Genomic DNA, 15,676 nt, shown 5'->3' with positions numbered 1-15,676 from the left:
ATTAATAATGGAAAAGCTGGAGTGTAATGCGTCTAACCATTCGCCAGTGTGGGGAGTAACAGAATTTATATTCTGGAAACTGGCGCCTAAAAAATGGGGGGGAGGAGTAGCATTTGGGCGTTATTTTAAAGATGGTTGGGTGAAGCATAACAGCCTTTTGATCAATGCAGCTGCAAATGCCTGGCATTTACCTGCTCCCTTGCTTGCTGGAGTTTGTTGGATTGAAGTAGTGGGAGATCCTCAGATTGTAGACACGTTGGCATTTGAATTTCGTGCTATGAGTTGGAGTGGGCCTGAGTGGGTTGATGAACATATCACAATAGCTTCGAAACCAGAAAAAACATCTTTTGGTGCGGTGAGTATGCAATTGCGAACTGCAGCCAAAACACTCGGGCTTGATGAGACTAAAATGGATAATTCTCAGTTGCGTGAGTTGGAGAATTACCTCCAACATGATGTTTTTAATATAAAATTAGCTGCAAGGCATCGTTATCAATTGGCTGAAAAAGATGGCTTTCAGGTATCCTTACCTCACCTGACAGAAGAACAAATAAGAATTATTGAAGCTCGTTATAATCGAGGTATTTCTCTTAGTCTGGAAAAAATAAAGCAAGATACCAGCTATGGCGATTTTATTATCAACAAATGGTTGCATTTCTCTGGTTTATTAATGACTGTCTGGGAGTCCTCATGAGAGAAATAATTAAGATAACAGGATGGTTATTATTCATTATGGGGTTGGTCACTATCATGCTTTTTTCCGGGAATGAGTATCAGTGGATGCAGGATATGGAGCCTTCAATGACAGCATTGCCTCAGAGAAATGGAAATAGAGAGGTAATCAGAAGATTAATTTATTTTATTTCAGCGGCTATTCAGATTGTTCTTTATTTTCTTTCAGTATCACGTACAGGAAAGGGGTTTTCAGTCCTGGGTATTTTGCTATTACTGATTATCGCATGGAGCTCTGAACAATAATGCAAAAATTTCTCAGTCTGCTGTTTTCCCGCCGCGCATTGGCGATTGTCGGCGTGGTGATGCTTGCGCTGCTGGTCTGGTTTATCGGACCGCTGGTGGCGTTTGACACCCTGCATCCGCTGGTGTCCGTGAGCAGTAGGGGGGTGACCATCGTTCTATTACTGATGCTGCTCATCCTGTGGCTGGTGAACTGGTCAATGAGCATTATTGGCGTTACGGTTCTGTGCCTGATCATCGGTTTTGTGTCACCGTTGCTGGCCTTTGGCGACGTTCGCCCGTTTGCGCCACTGTGGCTGCGTCTGACGCTTATCGGCCTGATCCTGCTGACTTATGCACTATACGGCCTGTACCGCCTGTGGCGGGCGCTGCGCCTGGATGAACAATTGCTGCGCCGTTTCCTGCATCCACGTGGGGAAGACGTGCCGGTGGCCGGGGAAATTAAAGCTGATTTGCGCACCGTCAGCAATATTGTCACCCGCGCCATCCGGCAACTAAAACAACTACGAGTAGATCAGCCATTCTGGCGTAAGGCACTGGAAGGAAAGCGTTTTCTGTACGAGTTACCGTGGTTTATGGTCATCGGCAGTCCGGGCGATGGTAAAACTACCGCGTTGCTCAACACTGGATTGCAGTTCCCACTAGCAGAACAGATGGAACAGACCGTACATATCCTGAATGTACCTGGTGGCGGCACGCTGCATTGCGACTGGTGGTTTACCAACGAAGCGGTACTTATCGATACCGCTGGGCGCTATGCCCGCCACGATGATGGCGGCGAAACGAACGCGACACAGCGTAACGCCGGAGAGTGGCAAGGATTTTTGGGGTTGCTGCGAAAACACCGCCCCAACGCGCCGTTGAACGGCGTGCTTCTGACGCTGAACGTGGCAGATCTAACCGCGCAGTCATCGGCAGAACGCCTGGCTACTTGTGCAGCCCTGCGTGCACGGCTGGCAGAACTGAGAGAGACGCTAGGGATCCGTTTTCCTGTGTATCTTATTGTCACAAAAATGGATCTGTTACCGGGCTTTACGGAGTATTTTCGTGGTCTTACCAGTCACCTTCGTACCCAGGTATGGGGCTTTACTTTGCCTTACAGCCGGAAACGTAATTCCGCAGATCTGCAGTCGCGACATGCGCTCTGTGGGCAGGAACTGGCAAATCTGACGCTGCGGCTGGATCAGGGGCTGGATACCCGGTTGCAGGAAGAGTACGACCTTAAAAGCCGCCAGCGGCTGTATCGCTTCCCGCGTGAATTTGCCGCGCTGGGTGCGCCATTGCTGGAAGCCATTGAACAGATCTTCCTCGATTCAAAATTCGATGCCACCCAGCTTAACAACACCTTGCGCGGCGTATTTTTCACCAGCGCGGCACAGGCGCAGGCGGACGCCGTGGCAGACCATACGGGCATCTGGCCGCGTTTTGTCCGGGCAATAAAAGGGAAGGCGGATTCACCGTCTCATACCCTGCCGGACGGCAACCGCAGCTATTTTCTCCACGATCTACTGAAACAGTTAATCTTCCGCGAAGCGCACCTGGTGGAGCCGAATCTCCAGTGGGCATGGCGTTACCGGCTACTGCGTACCGGCGGGCATCTGCTGGTACTGGCGCTGGCTTTCTGGTTATGGCAGGGAATGCAGGGCAGCCAGCAGGGTAACAACGGGTATCTGAATGAAATCGCCACCCGGACGGCTAAACTGGATACTGATGTCAAAGCCTATACCGGAAAACCTGCGATGCACCCGGTTCCCGCATTACTGAACCAGGCGCGGGCGCTCTCTGCCTGGCCGGGGCTGGATCCGGACTCACCGCCGTTGGCCTGGCGTTACGGGCTGTACAGCGTTCCGCCGGTGATGGAGAGTGTGGCCTCTCTGTACGACCGCCTGCTGGACCAGCTGCTGTTGCCGCCGCTGGTGAAACGCATGGAATATGTGCTTTCGGATGCGATAGCACGTCAGAACAGCAAAGCCGCCTATGACACCCTGCATGTTTATCTGCTGCTGAACCTCGATAAAGACCACGAGGACAAATACAACGCGGCGGAAATTCACTCATGGGTACTGAATGACCTGGACAACCGCGACAGCGTGGCGGAGTTTGGTGGTCGTGCAGCCGTGCTGGAACATATCGACGCTCTGTTTGACGGTAGCCGCGTAGTGCATTCGCCCTACGAAAAAGATGAGGGGTTGATCCGCCAGGCGCGAACTTTCCTCGATGGACACACCAGCACTGAGCGTATCTATGCCCGTGCACTGGCTTCTATGGAGAGTGAAGCACCGCAGGAGTTTTCGCTGGTGCGCGCTGTAGGGGCAGATGCTGGAACCGTCTTTGTTCGCACGGATGGCGCGCCGCTGGATCGGGGCGTACCGGGCATCTTCACCCGCGAAGGCTACCGGGAGTTATTCGACAAACGACTGCCTGAATTTGTTGCCGCAGCGTCAGCGAATGATGCCTGGGTGATGGGGCGGGAAAATGCGCAAAAAAAAACGACTGAGAGTGTAATGAGTCAGCTACCGGGACAGGAACTCCCGGTTACCCGTGAAGTCCGTCGCCTGTACCTGACTGAATATGCCCGCCGGTGGCAGGATTTTCTGGTCAGTATTCACAGCATCAACAGCGCCGGGGAGGACGGTGGTCCGGGGCTGGCCTATGATCTTCAGGTGCTCCGTACCCTGGCCTCGCCAGATTCACCGTTGATGCGGCTGAGTAAAGCCGTGGTGGAGCAGACCACCCTGGTACCGCCGCTGGATGCACAGGCCAGACAAAAGCAGATGGCCCAGCGAGCGCAGGATCGGCTTTCCGGTAATGCGGGAAAAGTGGTACAGACGGCGAAGCTGTTCCAGGACATCCATCCAGAAGAACGTCTGGAGAAAACGCTGGTGGATGATCGTTTTGCCGCATTGCGGGAAGTTGTTTCCGGGCGTATGGACAGCGGACAAGGGGGCGGTGCACCACAGCTTAATTCGCTGCTGACGATGCTCAATGAATATTACACCCAGCTCACCATTGCAGACAGTGCACTGGCGGCCAGCACATTACCGGGCCGCATTTCGGCGGCGGATAAACTTCAACTGGAGGCAGCAAAACTACCCGCGCCGCTGAAAAATATTCTGCTGGATTTAACACTACAGGGGACACGCAAAATCAATGCCGGAACGGGTGAAGTGCTGAATGCGCAAATGGAGGCGGTGATCGGTGATGAGTGCCGTGACGCCATTGACGGGCGCTATCCCTTTACCGACAGCCCGCAGGAGGTCAGCGCGGACGATTTTAACCGTATCTTTGCCAGCGGCGGCGTGCTGGATGCGTTCTGGACGAAACAACTGGCCCCGCTGGCGGACATTGCCAGCAATCCGTGGCGTTACAAACCGACCGAAGGCAACATGACGCTGCACGGGCCAGATCTGGTGCCGTTTCAGGAGGCAGAACAAATCCGCCGCGTCTTTTTTAACGGGGAAGGCGGGAAAAAGTTTTCCTGGGCGATGCAGGTCCGCGTCGTGGATATGGATCCGGCCATCACCGAGCTGGTGATTGACATTGATGGGCAGGTGCTGCGTTACGCTCACGGCCCGGTCAGGGCGCTGAAAGTAAGCTGGCCTGGACCGCGTAATGGCTCAATGGCGGAAATTACCGCTAGCCCGCGCATCCGCCAGGACACCTCGACGCTGCTGACTAACGGGCCGTGGGCGCTGTTTCACCTGCTGGACGCGGGTAACGCGCAGGATACAGCGGTACGGGGAACGCAGCAGGTGGAGTACAGTTTTGATGGGCGACGGGTAGTGCTGGAAATCACCGCCGGGAGAGACTTTGACCCGGTGAACCGGGGACTACTGCAACGTTTCGCCTGCCCGGAGAGGGCGCTCTAATGCGCCGTGCTACGGCAGTATCGACCCCGGCGATGTTCGGTAGGTTGCCGGACCAGCGTGATTATGTGCGCTGGCGGGTGAGCGCGAACGAAGGACAGGTGTGGCAGGCGTGGCTGAACCAGCAGACGTGGCTTGGGCAGGGGCGGCATATTGTACTGCCGGACGGAACGGATGCCGTGACGACGGGAGAGAATGACGGTTGGATGCACTTATCACCGCGTGAAAAGTCGGTGCTGCCGGAGCACCATCCGCTGCCGTGGAGCTTCGTCCTGTCGCCGAGGTTTTTACCCATTGGCGGGCGTGATGAATGGCTGACAGGGGTACTGACCGCCTCGCGAGACAGCACGGGCAGGCCGTGGCCGCTGGTGATTTACCAGCGTGCCGGACGGGAATGGCTGGAAGAGAGTCTGGATGAAACGCAAGGCTGGCTGTACTGGCTGGCAAGACTGGCGGCAGTACATGTCTCACCACAGACAGAACGCTGCGGGCGACTGGCGGAGCAGGCAGACCAGCTGTGGGCGATGTGGCGACCGGGGCCGCGCTGGGCGCAGTGGTTGCGTGGTTTGCGGCGTGTACCGCAGCGCAGCCGGGAACTCACCGGCCTGCCGGACGCACCGGTAGTGGAACTGCCCGGCGTGCGGCACCTGCCGTGGCCGGGCTGGCCGGACAAAATGCTGACACAGGCACAACAAGGGCAGGGCTGGTTCTGGCAGCAGAACAGCGAGGGGCGGTATGTGGATGCGCTACGGCTGGAGAAAAAATCATGTGCCACGAATGCTGAGAATAGCTATACAAAAATATGACGATAAACGTGTAGATGGGAAACAAATATACCCATGAAATTCAAGTTGATTGCTATCTTCAGACTATCCCTGGTCCCGTCTGCGTTGGTGGATAAGCAAGCATCTTCAGGTTTATTGGATATATAGCAATATACGGAGGTGAACATGGGTAACTCTCATGATGAGGCTATTCAGCAGGCATATGATGCTTATGACGACTTAATGCTGGATAAACGATATATCAGGGACAATGATGCCTGGGGCGATTTAAGAATTGACCGTGAAAATGGTGCAATCTCATTATTGCTGAGATGGAAATATAATTGGATAAAAAGATGGGATGCAAAAACTGATTGGACAGATATGGAGAAAAATGCCTTTCATGGGAAGGTTATTTTTGTCATTAATCAAACATGGAATAATAAGGTTTTTTTATCCGTTTCTGGGAAGTCTGAGTTTGTTAGTAAGTTTAATGGTAAGGACTTACCCTTCACAATAGAAATAATTCAGACTGATCGTCATGGGTATTGGGATGTAGTGGTGTTTAAAATTGATAATGATGATCCAAATAGCTTTCGTCAGAGTAACATTGTCTGGAATAGTCGATACGTTGAATTTGACTCTAAAGATATAGTTGCAGCAGCTAAATGTCTTGGTTCATCAAAAGTTTGCCATGAGCAAATAGGGCTGTCTCACGAGCTTGGGCATATTATTGGATATCTTACTGATGAATACTATAGTGACGATGCAGATAAAGCAACTACACCATTCTCCGGCGACGCCAGTGCGTTAATGAATATTGGTATGGAACTGCGCTCTCGTTATATGGAAAATGTCATTGAGCGGTTAAATAGAATGGTTCCGGGTTCTGAATTTTTTGTGAAAAGCGTAAAAAAATGAAGCTAATATACGCTGTGATTATTTTTTTGATAGTGGGTGGGGCGAAAAATAGCATGTCTGATATCCCTGAACATGCTTATCTGAATGCGAGTGGTGTGTATAATGGAGTTGAAGAGAATGTTTTGTTAAATAACTATGGTAAGCCAGAGTATGAATTTATAAAGCCTCGTTATAAACTTGTCGGCGAGTATTATATCGAAATTGAAAATACCTATCGCTCAACAAATCCTGAATTCAAAAATATCCCCATCAAAGAAATGTTTTGGCATTTGCGGCAGGATTTAAATCTTACATGTTTTTTTCATTATAAAGATGGACAGTGGCGGGTTATTTCTTATTTTTTCTGGTCGCCGGGCGCTAAATTCTAATCCGATATTAAAGGAATAAATATCATGAGTTTTGTATCTACGGGTAATAAATCTGGCAGTAACGGTGGGCCAGCTATCTCCACGCCACCGATAGCCGGAGGAAGTAGTGCTATAAGCGCAAGTTCAGCCGCAACCGATGTAGCTGATGCAGCCGAACAGATGGCAGAACAGGCAGTTGCAGATCTATTTGGTGCGCTTCCAGAACCGTCAGGACTGGTTAAAGCTGCAGTAGCTGCTGCGCAGGCCGCCGCCGCCGCGTCAGGGATCTCGGATATGGCTGGTGCAGCTCAGGATGCGGCGGCATCGCTTGCTGCCGCTGGTCCGGGGGCGCATAACGTCACAGTAAGTGGTAGTGCGGTGCCGGCGCAGATGCTGCTGTTTGCAGGTATGAATGGTTCGGAAGGGCTTGGGAATCTGTTTTCCTATACAGTACAGCTTAAAACGCCTGACACCCTGAACCTCGGATATGTCTCCCCTGCTGCCAATCTGCCGCTCAAACCGATGGTGGGCAAAGACCTGTGCGTCAATATTGAACTGGATGGCGGCGGCAAACGGCATATCAGCGGGCTGGTGACGGCTGCGAGGGTAGTCGGTCACGAGGGGCGCTCGGTCACGTATGAATTGCGCATTGAACCGTGGCTGAAGCTGCTGACCCACACCAGCGACTACAAAGCGTTCCAGAACAAAACCGTGGTGGATATTCTCGATGAAGTCCTGGCTGAATATTCTTTTCCGGTGGAAAAACGGCTGGTGGAAAATTATCCGCCCCGCGCCTGGCAGGTGCAGTATGGTGAAACCGATTTTGATTTCATCCAGCGCCTGATGCAGGAATGGGGTATCTACTGGTGGTTTGAGCACAGCGAGAACAGCCACACGCTGGTACTGGCTGATGCCATCAATGGTCATAAAACGTGCCCGGACTCGCCGCTGGTAGAGTGGCACCAGGAAGGACTGAAGCTCGATAAGGAATTTATCCACACCATTACGGCCAGTGAGAGGCTGCGTACTGGAAAGTGGGTGCTGGACGATTTTGATTTTATGAAGCCGCGTTCACTGCTGAAAAGTACCGTGGCTAATCCGCGTGATACCGGTCATGCTGAATATGAGCATTACGAATGGCCTGGTGATTACTTCACTATGGGGGAAGGCGAGATGCTGACGCGCATTCGTATGGAAGCGCAGCGCAGCCCTGGCAGCCGGGTTGGAGGGGCGGGGAATATCCGCACCCTCATGACTGGTTACACCTTTACGTTGATGAATCATCCGACGGCGGAGGTCAACCAGGAATATCTGCTGGTGCAGACCACACTGTTTTTACGGGACAATGCGCAGTACAGCGGCCAGGACCAGCATTTTACCTATGTCACCACGTTCGAACTGCACCCCACCAGTGAAGTCTACCGCCCACAGCGAACCCTGAGCAAACCCCATACCAAAGGCCCGCAGAGCGCCATCGTCACCGGTCCGGCGGGGCAGGAGATCTGGACGGATAAATATGGCCGGGTGAAGGTGCAGTTTGGCTGGGATCGTTATGGTAACAATGACGAAAACAGCTCCTGCTGGGTCCGTGTTAGCTATCCGTGGGCGGGAAAAGGATTCGGCATGATCCAGATCCCGCGTATTGGCCAGGAAGTGCTGGTGGATTTCAAAAATGGTGACCCGGATTTACCCATCATCGTGGGGCGTACCTATAACCAGGACACGATGCCGCCGTGGGGATTGCCTGGCGCAGCGACGCAAAGTGGGTTTTACAGCCACACAATTGGTGGGGGGCCGACGAATGCCAACGCCCTGCGTTTTGAGGATAAACCTGGTGGGGAAGAGGTCTGGTTGCATGCCGAGAAAGATCAGCGCATTGAAGTAAATAATAATGAAAGTCACTGGGTGGGGAATAATCGACTTAAAGTTATTGATAAAACAGAAACAGCGATTATTGGTGAGAAACGTTCTCTTACAGTTCAGACGGATGATACTTCCCTTGCCGGAGGAGATAAAACAATTCAGACCGTACAGAATTTACGCTTTGCAGCGGGAGATTCCATTATTCTTAGCTGCGGAGAAACTATCCTACAAATGACCAGTGACGGAATATTTAATATAACCTGTAAGAACTTTAATATTACGGCAACAGAGAACGGAAAAATAAATACACAATCAGGGCAGCTTGATTTAAACATGAATGACAGAAAGGCAGATATATCGCCGCCTGGCACATTAGAGAAAACTACTCTTCAGACGGCGATAGATATTACCTTCATGACTGAAAAATAAATCACAACCATTATTAAATATTTTATTCAAAGGGACTCTTTCCATTATGACGGAATATTATGTAAATGAAGCCGTTCTGTCTTTCGACGGCAATATATCTCAGGACAGTACCATTAATATGCTGCGCCTCAGTGATCCCGATGCCGCATTAATTATCAGCCGGGGCCAGATGCAGGAGGGAGACGAATTAGCCTCTCAGGTTGAACAGCAGATGAAAAAACTGGAAAAGCAGGTTAAGGAGCTGCACTACACGCCCGTGCAGGTAACCCGGGTGGGGATTAATGACGGCGAAGAAGGGCTGGAGATACAGAGTCAGTTTCTCCGGGGTAACGAGCAGGTGTACCAGTGTCAGGTGGCATTTGTATCGCCGGGTGAGCGGGTCATGATGGCCTTCACCTACGCCAGAACCACACCGCTGACCCCGGCAGACATGACGCGCTGGGCTGAAATTAAAAAGAATCTGCGCTTCAGGATGCGGCAGGAAGCCAGGACGAATTAATCACACAGGGAACGGGACATGGAAGAGGCATTCTGGGCGGCAAGGCAGGGGGATGCCCTGCTGCATACGTCGTTTATGGCAGATGTGCTGGGGGCTGTGCTGGAAGTGGCGGCAAATGTCGTTATTGATGCCCTGATTGTCGGCGCTGCCACGGTGCTGGCAGCGTCAGCGGGGGTGACGCTGGGGTGCACGGCCGTCGTGCTGACCGGTTTTGTGGCGGGGGTGGCGATGGTGTACACCGGCGTGACAGAAACGGTCAGCGAAGCCTGTTCTGCCCTCGCTGATATGTTGTTCCCGCCTCAGACTGAAGGTTACATCCTCACCGGCTCTGGTGACACATTGATCAACAGCAAACCTGCCGCGCGGGCAGCAGCCACTGCGGTATCGCGGCAGGAGATTGAGGCGCAGGAAGCGCAGGCGAAGGCGGAACAGGAAGAAGCGCAGCGTCAGGAGGACGCCAGAACATTCCGGGATGTGGCCGGGGAATATCTGGAAATGGCGGGGGCCATAGCCCTGGCGGTTAACCCGGTGACAGGACCTGTGCTGATGTCCCGGGCGCTGTCCGGCCAGCTCAGTACGGAAGAAGGGCGTGCTGAGCTGGTGGATGGCGTGACACATTTTGTGTCGGAACTGTGGCAGCCCACTGTGGCCAGTGCGGCTCCGGGCTCCACCCCGACCCCTGACGATAAAATCGACTGCCATAAACATCCCTCCTCACTGACTCAGTTACTCGCACAAAAAAAAGCCGCCTTTCTGGATGACCCTGCGGGAACGGTCCTTAACCTGTTCAGTCCGGACGGTATGCTGGAAACCGCCTTTCAGGGCGTGAATGCGGTTATTGGCAGTATCAGCAATCTGTTCAGAGATGATGACGAACCGCCAGCGGCGGAGTATATCGCGGAAGGCGCTCGGGATGTGCGTATCAACAGCCAGCCGGCGGCACGCAGCGGGGCACGCTGTACCTGTGAGGCCCGGGTGGTGAATGAGCCGGGGGACGGGGCGTTTGTGTCACCGGATGTCCGCATTGGGGGGCCGTTACTGGTGGTCAGGGATATCAGAAGCGGCAGGTCGCAGATAACCCTGGTGGCAACCGTGGCGCTGATGTTTCTCCGCCCGGGCAAAATGCTTTCTAAAATCGCCTGTTTTGCTGCCGGTGTCGGGATGAGCATGATAACACAGAAGGCCATCAGCGCCCTTCCACATCCGGTCAACGCCGCCACCGGAGCCAAATATCTGGCGGATGACGACGATTTCGACTTCAGCCTGCCGGGTCACTTTCCGCTGGACTGGCAGCGTGTGTACAGCAGTCGTGACGAGCGCACGGATGGGATGTTCGGTCAGGGCTGGAGTGTGATGTATGAAGTGAGCCTCGAGCGCACACCGGGTAACGCGGACGAAAACTGCATGACCTTTGTGTCGGGTATGGGGCGACGCCTGGATATGGAAGCCGTGCTGCCGGGGAGCGGGTTTTACAGTCCCGGTGAAGGACTGGCAGTACGGCGTGGTGAGCAGGGGCACTGGCTTATCAGCAGCGATGATGGACAGTTTTTTCTGTTTGAAGCCGACCCGCATCACCCGCAGCGCCAGCGGCTGAAAATGCTGGGCGACCGTAACAGCAACTGTCTGAATCTGTACCACGACGAGCTGGGGCGCATCACGCAAATCAGCGGCGAACAGCGGCGTCCGTGCATCCGTCTGCATTACGACCTGGCGGCGCATCCCCGGCGGGTGACGCAGATTTATCAACATTTCCCTGATACTGCACCTTTACTGCTGCGTCGTTACAGTTATGACGCCGCCGGGCAGCTGACCGGCGTGTACGACAGTACCGGCCACCTGCTGCGCGAGTTTGCCTACAACGATAATCACTGCATGACCCTGCACCGCCAGCCGGGCGGCGAGGGATATTATTATCAGTGGGGCTGGTATGACGGTCCGGATGACGCAGCGTGGCGGGTGACGGGGCACCACACGGACAGCGGTGAACGGTACCGGCTGGCGTGGAACCTGGCGGCGCGCAGGCTGTGCGTGACGGACGGTCTGGGGCGCACGCGTTATCATCAGTGGGATGCGCAGAACCAGGTGACGGCGTACCGGGACGAGGCCGGGCAGGTGATGACGTTCCGCTGGAGCGACGAAGAACGGCTGCTGCTGGGGATGACCGATGCTCAGGGCGGCAGATGGCGCTATGTGTATGACCGTCAGGGGCATATCACGGAGACGCACGACCCAATGGGGCGGGTGTCGCAGACGCAGTGGCACCCGGTGTGGCACGAACCGGAGACGGAGGTGGATGCGGGGGGCAACAGCTGGCGCTGTGAGTACGATGAACGCGGCAATCTTCTTGCCGTGACCGACCCGCTGCAACAGAGCTCCCGGTATCAGTATGACCGCCACGGCCAGGTGGTGCAGATAACCGACGCACGCGGGGGAAATAAATACCTTCAGTGGAACGAAGACGGGCAGCTGATGCGGCACACGGACTGCTCCGGCTCGCAGACGGCCTGGTTCTATGATGAACGCACGCGGCTGATACGGATGACAGACGCGCAGAGCCACAGCACGCGCTACGGGTATGACGACAGCGGTCACCTGGTGGAGGTGATACTGGCGGACGGTCGCACGGCGCGTTACCAGCCGGATGCGGCGGGCAGGCTGGTGAAATACACCAGCCCGGCAGGGCAGATAACGCGCTGGCAGCGCGACGGGCAGGGGCGGGTGCGCATCCGCACGGACGCGGCGGGGCGCAGGACGGGGTTCGGGTACGACGCCTACGGGCGTCTGGTCACGCTGACAAACGAGAACGGAGAAAGCTACCGGTTCCGCCACGATGTGCTGGACCGTCTGGCGGAGCAGATAAATCCGGACGGCTGCCGTCAGGCGTACCGTTACAACGCGCTGAACGCGGTCACGGAGGTGGTGTTCACGGGCGACCAGGGCGGAGAAATCCGCCACCGGCTGATGCGTGATGCAGCGGGCCGGCTCACCGCAAAGGAGACGGCAGAAACCCGCACGGAATACGTTTATGACGCGGCAGACCAGCTGCTGGAAATCCGCTGCCGGCGGCACGACGCAGACGAAACCGGCGCGCCGGAGATAATCCGCTTCAGTTACGACAGACCAGGCCGGATGCTGAGCGAGGAGACGGCGCAGGGCGTCCTGACCCACCGGTACGACGAACTAGGCAACCGGACTGCCACCACGTTTCCGGACGGCAGAACGCAGCGGCATCTGTACTACGGCAGCGGTCATCTCCAGCAGATAAATCTGGACCGGGAAGTCATCAGCGAGTTCACGCGTGACAGCCTGCACCGGGAGGTACTCAGAAGCCAGGGGCGGCTGAGCACGCGGCAGCTTTATGACCCTGCCGGGCGGCTGAAACGTAAGGAGACCTGCAGCGGAATGCGCGGGGTGGTGCCGGAGACGTTCACGGACCGGCAGTACAGCTACAACGGTCAGGACGAACTGCTGAAGACACGGCACAGCCGGCGGGGCGAAACGGATTACTTTTACGACAGCACGGGGCGCATCACGGCGTGCCGCCTGGAGGATGAGGGGTATCTGGCGAGCTGGCAGTACGACGCAGCGGGAAACCTGCTGGACCGGCGTGCGGGGGAAAGGGCCACGGCAGAAAACAGCGTGGTGCCGTTCAGCAGGCTGATGTCTTACCGTGGTGTGCACTACCGTTATGACGAATATGGCCGGATGGTGGAAAAGCAGGGCCGGAGCGGAACGCAGAGTTACCGCTATGATGCGGAGCACCGGATGGTGGAGGCGAGGACAGCGCGGGGGACATACCGGTATGTGTACGATGCGCTGGGGAGGCGGACGGAAAAACAGCATATCAGCCATGACGGTAAAGCGTACAACCGGACAAAATTTTTATGGGACGGGATGCGGCTGGCGCAGGAGAGCAGGCCGGAAGGGAGCAGCAGCCTGTATATTTACAGTGCCCCGGGGAGTTATGAACCGCTGGCGCGGGTGGATAAGGCGGGCAAAGGGGAACCGGCCCGGGTACTGTATTTTCACACGGATGTGAACGGCGCGCCGGAAGAGCTGACGGACAGCGACGGGAAAATCGTGTGGGAGACGGGATACCAGGTCTGGGGAAACACAATACAGGAGAAGGATCACGGCGGGGTGGAGCAGAGCCTGCGCTACCAGGGACAGTACCTCGACAGGGAAACGGGGCTGCACTACAATCTGCACAGGTACTATGATCCGGATGTCGGGCGGTTTACGCAGCCGGACCCGATAGGGTTGGCGGGTGGGCTAAACTTATACCAATACGCGCCGAATCCGCTGGGGTGGATTGATCCACTAGGTTTAGCAACGGTGACGGGAAAAACTGCTGGAGGGATGGACAGAGAAACTTCAGCTTGGCGTGATCGTTATGGTCCGGCCTCAATGAGGGATCATCATTTAATTCCTCAGGCGCTGATGAACGACAAAGCGTTCATAGCGCAAATGGAAAAAGCAGGAATACTGAAACCTACAGATTATATTCATCGGCAAATATCACGTATTCCTAGTGCTCAACACAGTGCAGTTCATGATGCTGGGTGGAATGATCAGTGGAAGGCTTGGTTTACCCAAAATCCTGATTTTAGTAAATCTGATCTCCAAAGAAATATAAAAAATATGATGAAAGAGCATAAGATAGCGGCTTCATCAAGGAATTTTAATAAAAGATACGGGTGTAAGTAACTGCCATGAAATCCAGTATTGAATTAAAAAAAGCACTTTTATTGTTAGATTATGGTAAGTTAGATAAAGGTCGCGCACAATTAGAGAATGTCATTTTACAGGCCGAAAATGAGAATGATTTTGTAATATTGGTTCGTGCTTTAGTATGTCTTGGTGATTTACTTTTTGAAGTTGGATCATTGGAAGACGCAAAAATATATTTAAATAAGGCATTAAGTTATAAAGTTAATATTAATGACGATCTTTTAGATTATGAGTTTTCGCGCGCTAGTGAATTATTATTAAAGTTAGCTTAATGATAATGAAGCCGGGCGGTTATTTAAGCCTCCCGGCTTTTTATGACTTAACTCTCGTTCAGCACACTAAACATCCCGTCACGCATCCTCTTAACTGCCTGTTTAAACTGATAAAGTTCCCTGCGCAGTTCCTGTGCTTCGTTGTTATCCGCTAGCAGGATCAGGCAACCTTCCGAGATCTTCACGGTAACGCCCGTGCCGATCTCAAATCCCGCTTCTCTCAGCCATTTGGCGCTGATTTTGATCACCGGCGTGTCACTGCGGTTGGGCAGATAACCCACGGTACAGCGGCGCTGTGTTTTGGAAATGGTGACTTCTGGCGTAATATCGTGTTCAGCCATGATTAACTACCTTGATTAGTTGCGTGTGGTGAGCGGTGATTAAGGGGGGGGGGGGCAGCCCCAGGGAAAGATCACATAACGTTGTTTTTTGCACTAAATAATTCGCACTATATATTCAATAATTGAGTAATTCCTTATTACTCAAAACTGTTTTTCACAGCTTATATATAATCAAATACTCCTTACATAAATAAGGAGAACAAAATGGTACTTAAAAAATGATGGAGCATATTTCTATTATCCCTGATTACAGACAAGCCTGGAAAGTGGAACATAATTTGTCAGATATTCTACTGTTGACTATTTGTGCCGTCATTTTCGGGGCTGAAGGATAGGAAGATATAGAAGATTTTGGCGAGACACATCTTGATTTCCTGAAGCAATATGGTGATTTTGAAAACGGTATTCCAGTTCATGACACAATAGCCAGAGTTGTATCCTGTATCAGTCCTACAAAATTTCACGAACGTTTTATTAACTGGATGCGTGATTGTCATTGTTCAAATGATAAAGACATTATCGCAATTGATGGAAAAACGCTCCGGCACTCTTATGATAAGAGTCGCCGCAAGGGAGCGATTCATGTCATTAGTGCGTTCTCAACTATGCACAGTCTGAGCCTTGGGCAGATTAAGACAGATGAGAAATCCAATGAGATTACAGTGACC

The 15,676-nt window shown here is 53.4% G+C and carries 11 protein-coding genes and 1 pseudogene; 11 read left to right on the top strand and 1 reads right to left on the bottom strand.

Translation table 11 applies throughout. The features are described from left to right. Positions 1–7 precede the first annotated feature (7 nt). The 10 genes from LG381_RS21745 to LG381_RS21700 all read left to right on the top strand — a co-directional run bounded on the left by LG381_RS21745 (position 8) and on the right by LG381_RS21700 (position 14,667). Positions 8–694 carry a hypothetical protein gene (locus LG381_RS21745; RefSeq protein ID WP_032224542.1) on the top strand — a complete coding sequence of 229 codons (687 nt, stop codon included), beginning with the start codon at positions 8–10 and terminating at the stop codon, positions 692–694. Further along, a complete protein-coding gene (locus LG381_RS21740; RefSeq protein WP_225762952.1) occupies positions 691–978 on the top strand; it encodes a hypothetical protein in 288 nt (95 codons plus the stop codon). Before LG381_RS21745 ends, LG381_RS21740 begins: the two co-directional genes overlap by 4 nt. Then, entirely contained in the window at positions 978–4,844 is a 3,867-nt protein-coding gene (tssM, locus tag LG381_RS21735) for a type VI secretion system membrane subunit TssM (RefSeq protein WP_225762951.1), read from the top strand. The genes LG381_RS21740 and tssM overlap by 1 nt, the downstream gene beginning before the upstream one ends. Further along, entirely contained in the window at positions 4,844–5,647 is an 804-nt protein-coding gene (locus LG381_RS21730) for a TagF domain-containing protein (protein WP_225762950.1), read from the top strand. The genes tssM and LG381_RS21730 overlap by 1 nt, the downstream gene beginning before the upstream one ends. 144 nt (positions 5,648–5,791) lie before the next feature. Continuing rightward, positions 5,792–6,526, top strand: coding sequence for a hypothetical protein (locus tag LG381_RS21725; protein WP_000528403.1), 735 nt, complete (start codon positions 5,792–5,794; stop codon positions 6,524–6,526). Further along, complete coding sequence (locus tag LG381_RS21720) at positions 6,523–6,894, top strand: hypothetical protein (protein WP_225762949.1); 372 nt, start codon at positions 6,523–6,525, stop codon at positions 6,892–6,894. Before LG381_RS21725 ends, LG381_RS21720 begins: the two co-directional genes overlap by 4 nt. Before the next feature lie 24 nt (positions 6,895–6,918). After that, a complete protein-coding gene (locus LG381_RS21715; RefSeq protein WP_225762948.1) occupies positions 6,919–9,165 on the top strand; it encodes a type VI secretion system tip protein TssI/VgrG in 2,247 nt (748 codons plus the stop codon). Between the two features lie 46 nt (positions 9,166–9,211). Continuing rightward, the gene (locus tag LG381_RS21710) at positions 9,212–9,664 is read left to right on the top strand and encodes a DcrB-related protein (protein ID WP_225762947.1); all 453 of its coding nucleotides are present in this window, start codon (positions 9,212–9,214) and stop codon (positions 9,662–9,664) included. Between the two features lie 18 nt (positions 9,665–9,682). After that, on the top strand, positions 9,683–14,371 hold the full coding sequence (locus tag LG381_RS21705; protein ID WP_225762946.1) for an RHS repeat-associated core domain-containing protein: 4,689 nt from the start codon (positions 9,683–9,685) through the stop codon (positions 14,369–14,371). Positions 14,372–14,376: 5 nt separating this feature from the next. Continuing rightward, entirely contained in the window at positions 14,377–14,667 is a 291-nt protein-coding gene (locus LG381_RS21700) for a hypothetical protein (protein WP_225762945.1), read from the top strand. Positions 14,668–14,714: 47 nt separating this feature from the next. Here the strand turns inward: LG381_RS21700 and LG381_RS21695 are convergent, their stop codons facing one another. After that, on the bottom strand, positions 14,715–15,008 hold the full coding sequence (locus LG381_RS21695; RefSeq protein WP_225762944.1) for a SymE family type I addiction module toxin: 294 nt from the start codon (positions 15,006–15,008) through the stop codon (positions 14,715–14,717). A gap of 218 nt (positions 15,009–15,226) precedes the next feature. On the opposite strand from LG381_RS21695, the pseudogene LG381_RS21690 reads away from it, so the two are divergent. Next, positions 15,227–15,670 (top strand): annotated as a pseudogene (locus LG381_RS21690) (ISAs1 family transposase); the annotation flags it as partial. Positions 15,671–15,676: the final 6 nt, after the last annotated feature.

This window comes from Escherichia sp. Marseille-Q3837 (genome assembly GCF_916618735.1).
GTDB lineage: Bacteria > Pseudomonadota > Gammaproteobacteria > Enterobacterales > Enterobacteriaceae > Escherichia > Escherichia ruysiae.
Note: the sequence above shows the minus strand (reverse complement) of the source record. Positions and strands in the feature narration are given on the sequence as shown.

Bases quoted from the DNA above. Each gene is read 5' to 3' on its own strand.
- LG381_RS21745 (WP_032224542.1), top strand. From the start codon at position 8: ATGGAAAAGCTGGAGTGTAATGCGTCTAACCATTCGCCAGTGTGGGGA.
- LG381_RS21740 (WP_225762952.1), top strand. From the start codon at position 691: ATGAGAGAAATAATTAAGATAACAGGATGGTTATTATTCATTATGGGG.
- tssM (WP_225762951.1), top strand. From the start codon at position 978: ATGCAAAAATTTCTCAGTCTGCTGTTTTCCCGCCGCGCATTGGCGATT.
- LG381_RS21730 (WP_225762950.1), top strand. From the start codon at position 4,844: ATGCGCCGTGCTACGGCAGTATCGACCCCGGCGATGTTCGGTAGGTTG.
- LG381_RS21725 (WP_000528403.1), top strand. From the start codon at position 5,792: ATGGGTAACTCTCATGATGAGGCTATTCAGCAGGCATATGATGCTTAT.
- LG381_RS21720 (WP_225762949.1), top strand. From the start codon at position 6,523: ATGAAGCTAATATACGCTGTGATTATTTTTTTGATAGTGGGTGGGGCG.
- LG381_RS21715 (WP_225762948.1), top strand. From the start codon at position 6,919: ATGAGTTTTGTATCTACGGGTAATAAATCTGGCAGTAACGGTGGGCCA.
- LG381_RS21710 (WP_225762947.1), top strand. From the start codon at position 9,212: ATGACGGAATATTATGTAAATGAAGCCGTTCTGTCTTTCGACGGCAAT.
- LG381_RS21705 (WP_225762946.1), top strand. From the start codon at position 9,683: ATGGAAGAGGCATTCTGGGCGGCAAGGCAGGGGGATGCCCTGCTGCAT.
- LG381_RS21700 (WP_225762945.1), top strand. From the start codon at position 14,377: ATGAAATCCAGTATTGAATTAAAAAAAGCACTTTTATTGTTAGATTAT.
- LG381_RS21695 (WP_225762944.1), bottom strand. From the start codon at position 15,008: ATGGCTGAACACGATATTACGCCAGAAGTCACCATTTCCAAAACACAG.